Source organism: Selenomonas sp., assembly GCF_052169755.1.
Classification (GTDB): domain Bacteria; phylum Bacillota; class Negativicutes; order Selenomonadales; family Selenomonadaceae; genus Selenomonas.
In genome coordinates this window covers 1-8,261 of sequence record NZ_JBQNBV010000096.1, presented here as the reverse complement: position 1 = coordinate 8,261, position 8,261 = coordinate 1, and the positions used below count along the sequence as shown (strand labels likewise).

The window sequence follows — 8,261 nt, the reverse complement described above, 5'->3', positions numbered from 1 at the left end:
CCCGTCGTCACGACGCCGACCTTCAGCGAACGGTACGGCAGAAGCCGAAAGATCGGTTCTTCGCCAACGGCTCGCGCCGCCTCTTCCATCAAATCCTTCTTCACGGCGAGCGGAATCACGCGCATCCCTGCGAGCAAATCGCCCTTCTTGACCGCCATGTACTGCGGCGCACAAGCCACCATGATGTCATCGAAATCGTTGAGCCGATGGAATCGCTCGACATCGACGGCGAATACGCCGTCATGAAGCGCCCGAAGCTCGATCTTGCCCTCCTTCGGCTCAGAGGCTTCCATTCCCTCGTTCTGACAGAAGCCGCGCAGGATCTCCGCCGCTTCGTTCTCATGCAGCAGCGTGCCGTCGTTTTCCCAGACGTAGAGATGCTCCTTGCCCAAAGAGAGCAGCACGGGGATGTCCGCCGCCTCGACGACATGCCCCTTGCGAAAGCGTGCACCCTTCCTCACGCCGCGCACGATCTCCGTAATGTCGTGACAGAGGATCTGCCCGACCGCATCTTCCACAGAGATTTCCTGCATCGCCAAGGCGCTCACGAGCGGCTCTCCTTCCTGCGATAGACGATGGGGCTGCGCGTCAGATAGAGGAACGGGAAGCTCAGGCAATGCACGAGGCGCGTGAACGGAAAGAGGATCGCCGTCGCCATCCACAGCAGCATGTGCGCACGGAACACGAACGGCACGCCATCCATCAGCGAAACGTCGGGAGAGAACGCAAGGAGCGAGCGGAACCACGGCGAGATCGTCGCGCGGTAGTCAAAAGCGAAGCCGCCCAGGGCGTTCGACAGCGTCCCCGCGCAGCCCGTCAGGATGGCGAGGAAGAGCACGAGGTAGAGCCAGCGATCCATGCGAGACGTATTGACCTGCATGTAGTCCTTGCCCAGAAAGCGACGCTTCAAGAGCAGCAGGAATCCGAAGAAAAACAGGATGCCCGCCGGTATGCCGCCCGCCAGCGCGATGATGTGATAGAGATGCTCGTTGATTCCCGCCGCCTCCGTGCAGACCTTCGGGATGAGCACGCCGATGATGTGACCGCCCAAGGCCATGAAGAGACCGAAGTGGAACATCGGACCGGCGATCCGCAAATCATTCTTCGAGAGAAATTCGCTCGATTTCGTCGTCCAGCCGCGCTCCATCAAGACGTAGCGCGCTATCGTGCCGCCTATGAGCACGGTGAAAGCGATGTAGGGCAGTACGCCCCAAAAGAACTCATTCATGCTGCATCCCCTTCCCATCTCTCCGCCTGCATGAGCACGACATCCAAAAGAAAAGCATAGGCAAGCTTCGCCTCAATGAAGCGGTCGCGCAGGAGCTTGAGCTTGTCCTTCATCGTGCGAAAGACCTCCGCCGCTTTCTCTTCGGGCAGGGCGGCGGCAAGCTCCAAGAGCGCCGGCAAATAGTCGGGAAGCTCGTTCTGCGTGTCGAAGCCGTTCTTGAGAAACAGCTGCTTGTAGACGTGCATCTCACTCGCCTGCTTGCCGAAGTCCGTGCGATCCTGCGTCGTCAGATAAAGATTCGTGTTCGGCGAGAACTCGAAAGAGCGCACATACTGCTCTTCGTAAGCCTTGCTGCCGAGCTCCTGCGCGTAGTCAAAAAGCTCCGCCAAGACCTCTCGCGCCTGCTTCGTCTCAATCTCTGCCGCTGCGGCGCGGTAGGCGTCGAAATCCTGCCACCACGCCTCGCTCGGGTACTCCAAAAGATATGCCGCGAGCTTCAGCAGCTTCTTGTACTCTTCCATCAGCAACCTCCCGGGCAGACATAGCCCGCGCTGCCCTGCAGCTCGCGCAGACGCTCGTGCGTCTCCGCCTGCAGTCCCGCCGGAATGACGACGCGATCCCTGCGCTTGGCAACGGCGAGCAGACGATACATCGCCTCGTACTCCGCCTCATGCAGGGAAAGCTCTGCCGGCACAGACTCCTTCGTTTCCTTGCTGCGCATGACCGTGCGCATTTCCAAGAGGCGTGCGAGCGTGTTCTTGACGACGGCGACGTCGCCCGCCGCGAAGAGCTGCGCCAGATATTCGAGCGGGATGCGCATGTCCGCTGCGTCGGGCAGGTAGACCTCCGCTTCCACATGCTTCAAGATCGGCGAGAGCGGCGGGATGTACCAGACCATCGGCAGCGTGCGGTACTCGGGATGCAGCGGCAGAGCGATCTGCCACTGACGGATGATCTTGTCGACGGGCGAACGCTCCGCCGCATGAATCCATGCGTCCGAAATGCCCGCCTCACGCGCCGCCTTCTGCACGTCCGGATCGCGCGGATCGAGGAAGATGCCGCGCTCGCTCGCAGGAATGTGCGCGGCGCTCTCCGTCTTCGCCGCCTCTTCCACCTTGTCCATGTCGTAGAAAATCACGCCCATGTAGCGGATGCGCCCGACGCAGGTGTCGGTGCAGACCGTCGGCAAGCCGTTTTCCAAACGCGGATAGCACAGGACGCACTTCTCCGCCTTGTTCGACTTCCAGTTGTAATAGATCTTCTTGTACGGACAGGCTGGCACGCAGTGACGCCAGCCGCGGCAGACATCCTGCGAGATGAGGACGACGCCGTCCTCGTCGCGCTTGTAGATCGCGCCCGAAGGACACGCGGCGACGCAGGCGGGATTCAGACAGTGGTTGCAGAGGCGCGGCAGATACTTCATGAAGAGATCGTGGAATTCCAGCTTGATCTTCTCGCCGAGCTTCTTCAAATTGTGATCTTGACGCGCCGACTCGCCGCTCGCGAGATCGTCCTCCCAGTTCGGCCCCCACTTGATCTCCATGCGCTTCTGTGTGATCAGAGAGCGCGGGCGCGCCACGGGCTGATGGTTCTTGCGGCCCGAATGGATCAGCGTCTCGTAGTCGTATGTCCACGGCTCGTAGTAGTCGTCAAGCTCGGGCTGATCGGGATGGTAGAAGAGCTTCATGAGGCGCACCGCCTTGTTTGCGCCGGAGGCGAGCGAAAGTTCGCCGTCCTTGACCTTCCAGCCGCCCTTCCACTTTTCCTGATCTTCCCAATTCTTCGGGTAGCCGATGCCCGGCTTCGTCTCGACGTTGTTGAAGTACATGTACTCCGCGCCCTCGCGGTTCGTCCAGACGTTCTTGCACGTGATCGAGCAAGTATGGCAGCCGAGGCATTTGTCAAGGTTCATGACCATCGCTATCTGCGCTTTAATCCTCAAGCCAATCGACCTCCTTCATCTTGCGCGCGACGACGTAGGTATCGCGCTGGTTGCCCGTCGGGCCGTAGTAATTGAATCCGTAGCTGAACTGCCCGTAGCCGCCGATCATGTGCGTGGGCTTCATCATGATGTGCGTCGGCGTGTTGTGCGTGCCGCCGCGCGTACCCGAAATCTTCGAGCCGGGCACATTGATGTGGCGATCCTGCGCGTGGTGCATGAATACGACGCCGCGCGGCAGGCGGGGCGAAGTCACGACGCGCGAGGCGACGACGCCGTTGCGGTTGTAAAGCTCGACCCAGTCGTTGTCCTTGACGTCGATATCGGCGGCGTCCTTCTCGTTGAACCACACGGTCTGCCCGCCGCGAAACAGCGTCAGGAGCTGCTGACTGTCGAAGTACATGCTGTGCGTGCTCCACTTGTTGTGCGGCGTCAGATAGCGCAGCGTGATCTCCTTGCCCTCGCCGAGCTTCTTCTCGATCGGGCGGTTCTCCAAGATCGGGCGGTATGTCGCCATCGCCTCGCCCCACTCCTGCATGAGCTCGTGATCGACGTAGAAGCACTGGCGTCCCGTCACCGTGCGGAAAGGCACAAGCTCCTCGACGTTCGTCGTGAACGGCGTGTAGCGGCGATTGCTGTTGCTGCCCGTGAACGTCGGCGTCGTGATCGTCTGGCGCGGCTGCGCGACGACCTGATCGAACGTGAAGCGCTCGATCTCGCGATCCTTGGCAAGCCGCGTGAGATTCGTCAGACCCGTGCGCTTCTCCATCGACTGCCATGCGCGCACGGCGACCGAGCCCTTCGTCGTCGACGAAAGCCCCATGACGGCGTCGGCGGCCTGGCGCGCCTCGAAGATCGACGGCATGCCGTAGGAGACGAAATCCTTGTTTTCAATGACGCCGTTGCGCTTTCGGATCTCCTCGTAGTCCTCCTTCGACTCCCATGAGAGGCCGTGCGCGCCCATACCCTTTTCCACGTTGGGGCCGAGCGCGATCCACTTCTCGTAAATCTTCGTATAGTCGCGCTCCACCTTGACGAGGTTCGGCATCGTCTTGCCCGGAATCGGCTCGCAGTCGCCCTTCTTCCAGTCGCGAATCCGACCCTCGGGCTGCGCCGTCTCGGCTTCCGTATCGTGCTGCAGAGGCACGGCGACGACATCCGTGTACGGCTTCATGCCCGCTTCCTTGGCGACGCGCGAGACAGCCTCGGCGAGCGTGCGGAAGATATCCCAGTCCGTGCGCGCCTCCCACAAGGGATCGACGGCAGGCTGGAACGGATGGACAAACGGATGCATGTCCGTCGAGGAAAGGTCGGTCTTCTCGTACCACGTCGCCGTCGGCAGTACGACGTCGGAATAAAGCGCCGAGCCTGCCATGCGGAAATCGAGGTCGATGAGCAGATCGAGCTTGCCTTCAGCCGCGCCGCCGGGCTGGCTGATCTCCTGCTCCTCGCGCCAACGGATCTCCGTCGGGCGCGTCGGGCACTTCTCCTCGGCGAAGAGACCGTTCTTCGTGCCGAGCAAATACTTGAGGAAGTATTCGTGCCCCTTCGACGACGAAGTGATGAGGTTCGCGCGCCAGATGAAGAGGTTGCGCGGGAAATTCTCGGGCGCGTCGGGATCTTCCGCCGAGAAGTTCAGCTTACCCTTCTTGAGGCTTTCGGCGACGAACTTCTTCACGTCCTCGAAGTCCTCATGACCCGCTGCCTTCGCCTCGTCGATGATCTTCTGCCCGCTCTTGTTGAACGTCGGGTAGGATGGCAGCCAGCCGAGACGCGCCGCGAGGACGTTGTAGTCGCCGGGGTGGCGATAGCGCGGCTTGCCCGTCGCCGCGACAATCTGCTCCGTGTCGATCTCGTCGCTCCGCCACTGATCGGTGCCGAAGTAGAAGAACGATGTGCTGTTCTGCAGACGCGCCGCCGGCTGCCAGTCCGTCGCCGTCATGACACGCGCCCAGCCCTCCGCCGGACGCAGCTTCTCCTGCCCGACGTAGTGCGCCCAGCCGCCGCCGTTCCTGCCTTCCGCACCGATGAAGAGCAGGAGGTTCAAGATCGTGCGGTAGATGATGTCGGCATTGTACCAGTGGTTGATGCCCGCACCCATGATGACCATGGTTCTGCCGTCCGTCTTGATCGCGTTGTCCGCCATCTCACGCGCCGTATGAATGGCAAGCTCGGGCGAGACGCCCGTGTACTTTTCCTGCCAATGCGGCGTATACGGCACATCGTCCTCGTAGGAGGAGGCCGCCTCGCCGCCGAGGCCGCGATCGATCGCATAGTTCGCCATCGTCAGATCGTAGACCGTCGTCACGAGGCGCTCGCCCGCCGCCGTCTTGATCTTCTTGACGGGCACCATGCGCTTCAAGAGTCTTTCCTCGCGCTCCGTGCCGAAGTACGGCAGAGTGACTTCGACCGCATCATCCTTGATGTCAAGGACGGAAAGACGCGCCTTGATCGCCTCGCCCGTGTCGCTGTCCTCCTCCTTGAGATTCCACTTCGCCTGACGATCCCAGCGGTCGCCCATCGTGCCGTTCGGCACGACGAGCCTTTCCGTCATCTCATCCACGACGTAGAATTTGAAGTCGGCGTGCTTCTCGTCGGCGCGTCCCATGTCCTTCGCATTGAGGAAGCGTCCGGGCAGGAAGCTGCCGTCCTCCTTCTCATCGAGGAGTACGAGGAACGGGAAGTCCGTGAAGCGGCGCACATAGTCGACGAAGAAAGGCACTTCCTTGTCGATGTAGTACTCCTTCAGGATGACGTGCCCCATCGCCATAGCGAGAGCGGCGTCGCTGCCCGTATGCAGGCTGATCCACGTGTCGGCGACCGTCGTAGACTCCGCGTAGTCGGGCGCGACGGAGACGACCTTCGTTCCCTTGTAGCGCACCTCTGTCAAAAAGTGTGCATCGGGCGTGCGCGTCAGCGGCACGTTCGAGCCCCACGTGATGATGTAGCCCGCATTGTACCAATCGCTCGACTCGGGCACGTCCGTCTGGTCGCCCCAAACCTGCGGGCTTGCCGGCGGCAGATCGGCATACCAGTCGTAGAAGGAAAGCCCCGCGCCGCCCATGAGCTGCAGGAAACGAAGCCCTGCAGCATAGCTGAGCATCGACTTCGCAGGAATGACGGAAAAGCCGAAGTTGCGGTCCGGACCGTACTTTTCCACCGTGTAGAGAAGCGACGAAGCGATGAGCTCCGACACCTCGTCCCAATTCGAGCGCACGAAACCGCCCATGCCGCGCGCCGCCTTGTAGCGCCTCTTCTTCGCGGGATCGTCGGCAATGCTGCGCCACGCCTCAAGCGCCGTCTTATGGCTCTTCTTCGCCTCGCGCCAAAGCTCTGCGAGATCGCTCCTGAGGTACGGATACTTGATGCGCAGCGGGCTGTAGAGATACCATGAGAACGAAGCGCCGCGCGGACAGCCGCGAGGCTCGAAATCCGGCATGTCGGGCGAAGTCTCCGGATAGTCGAGCGCCTGGTTCTCCCAAGCCACGAGACCATCCTTCACATAGATGTTCCAGCTGCACGAACCCGTACAGTTTACACCGTGCGTCGAACGCACCCGCTTGTCGAACGACCAGCGGTCGCGGTACATGTTCTCCCAGTCGCGTCCGCCCTCATGAATCTGTTGGTGACCGCTCGCCGTCCGCTCCTTCGGGATAAGATAACGGAACTTCTGGAAAATGCTGCTCACTTCTCCATCTCCCTCCTGAGGAAATCTCATTTTCTTAAAGAACACGGAGGTTTTCATCCGCACTTCTCTAAATTTCTCTAATCCATTTTATTATAGCAAGATTTTCTCGGATTTGTCCTGTAACAAATATCACAGATGAAAAATTTTCTGTCGAATATGGGATGTGCTGTGATAAATATTACTGCAAGTCGCTTTTCTTATGTTATACTAAGATAATGTAGTATAACAAATTCCACCGAAGAAAGGAGTTTTTCCATGAAAAAAATCGCCCTTCTCCTCTCGTGCCTCGCCCTCTTCGTTCTCGCGGGCTGCGGCACTGCACCGAGCGCTTCGGACGCGAAGAAAGATCCTGTCGAGCTGCAGGTCTCCGCCGCCGCGAGTCTGACCGACGCGATGAACGAGATCGCGACCGAGTACGCGAAGGAACATCCTCAGACGAAGGTCGTCTTCAACTTCGGCAGCAGCGGCGCCCTGCAGCAGGCGATTGAGAACGGCGGCAGCGCCGACCTCTTCTTCTCGGCGGCGCAGAAGCAGATGGACGCGCTCGAAAAGGCGGGGCTTCTCGCCGACGGCACGCGCAAGAACCTCCTCGAAAACGAGGTCGTGCTCATCGTTCCCAAGGATGGCGGCAAGGCGATCACCTCCTTTGACGCGCTTGCTACTCCTACGGTTTCTCGCGTTGCACTCGGCGAGCCGAAGGGCGTTCCCGTCGGTCAGTACACGGAGGAAATCCTCACGAAGCTCGGCATCCTCGACCAGGTGAAGGGCAAGGCGGTCTACGGCTCCGACGTGCGTCAGGTTCTCTCGTGGACGGAGACGGGCGATGCGGACTGCGGCGTCGTCTACGCGACGGACGCCGCCATTTCCGACAAAGTCAAGGTCGCAGCGAAAGCTCCGGCAGGCTCGCACAAGCCTGTCATCTATCCCGCTGCCATCTTGAAGGACACGAAGCACATGGACGAGGCGAAATCCTTCCTCGACTTCGTTTCCTCGGAAAAGGGCATGGCGATCCTTGAAAAGTACGGCTTCAAAGCCGCTGGCAAGTGATGAAACTTGAAGTCAAGATCCGCAAGAAGCTGCGCGGCTTCAATCTCGCTGTGGAATTTTCCGTGCGCGACGAAGTGCTCGCGCTGCTCGGCGCCTCGGGCTGCGGTAAGAGCATGACCTTGAAGTGCATCGCGGGCATCGAAAAGCCCGACGAGGGGCGCATCCTGCTCAACGGGCGCACGCTCTTCGACAGCGAAAAGGGCGTCAACCTCGCGCCGCAGAAGCGCCGCGTCGGCTATCTGTTCCAAGACTACGCCCTCTTTCCCAACATGACCGTCGCCGAGAACATCACGTTCTCGGCGCACGGTACGAAAGAAGAAAAGCGCAAGCTCCTCGAAAGGGAGCTTGCGCGCTTTTCG

The 8,261-nt window shown here is 60.4% G+C and carries 6 protein-coding genes and 1 pseudogene; 2 read left to right on the top strand and 5 right to left on the bottom strand.

Going from position 1 to position 8,261, the window contains the following annotated elements; genetic code table 11:
* The 5 genes and pseudogenes from ACTTKG_RS07640 to ACTTKG_RS07620 form a co-directional block, all read right to left on the bottom strand.
* Positions 1-548: pseudogene (locus ACTTKG_RS07640) on the bottom strand (molybdopterin-binding protein); the annotation flags it as partial.
* Positions 545-1,228, bottom strand: a complete 684-nt coding sequence (gene narI, locus ACTTKG_RS07635) for a respiratory nitrate reductase subunit gamma (RefSeq protein ID WP_442673626.1) — start codon at positions 1,226-1,228, stop codon at positions 545-547. The gene narI and the pseudogene ACTTKG_RS07640, both read right to left, overlap by 4 nt.
* Entirely contained in the window at positions 1,225-1,749 is a 525-nt protein-coding gene (gene narJ, locus ACTTKG_RS07630) for a nitrate reductase molybdenum cofactor assembly chaperone (RefSeq protein ID WP_442673625.1), read from the bottom strand. Before narJ ends, narI begins: the two co-directional genes overlap by 4 nt.
* On the bottom strand, positions 1,749-3,170 hold the full coding sequence (gene narH, locus ACTTKG_RS07625; RefSeq protein WP_442673624.1) for a nitrate reductase subunit beta: 1,422 nt from the start codon (positions 3,168-3,170) through the stop codon (positions 1,749-1,751). The genes narJ and narH overlap by 1 nt, the downstream gene beginning before the upstream one ends.
* A complete protein-coding gene (locus ACTTKG_RS07620) occupies positions 3,160-6,855 on the bottom strand; it encodes a nitrate reductase subunit alpha (RefSeq protein ID WP_442673623.1) in 3,696 nt (1,231 codons plus the stop codon). Before ACTTKG_RS07620 ends, narH begins: the two co-directional genes overlap by 11 nt.
* A gap of 255 nt (positions 6,856-7,110) precedes the next feature.
* Here ACTTKG_RS07620 and modA point away from each other — a divergent pair, with 255 nt between their 5' ends.
* A complete protein-coding gene (gene modA, locus ACTTKG_RS07615; protein ID WP_442673622.1) occupies positions 7,111-7,902 on the top strand; it encodes a molybdate ABC transporter substrate-binding protein in 792 nt (263 codons plus the stop codon).
* Positions 7,902-8,261, top strand: a 360-nt coding sequence (locus ACTTKG_RS07610; protein WP_442673627.1) for an ATP-binding cassette domain-containing protein, incomplete at its 3' end; no start/stop codon positions are given. The genes modA and ACTTKG_RS07610, both read left to right, overlap by 1 nt.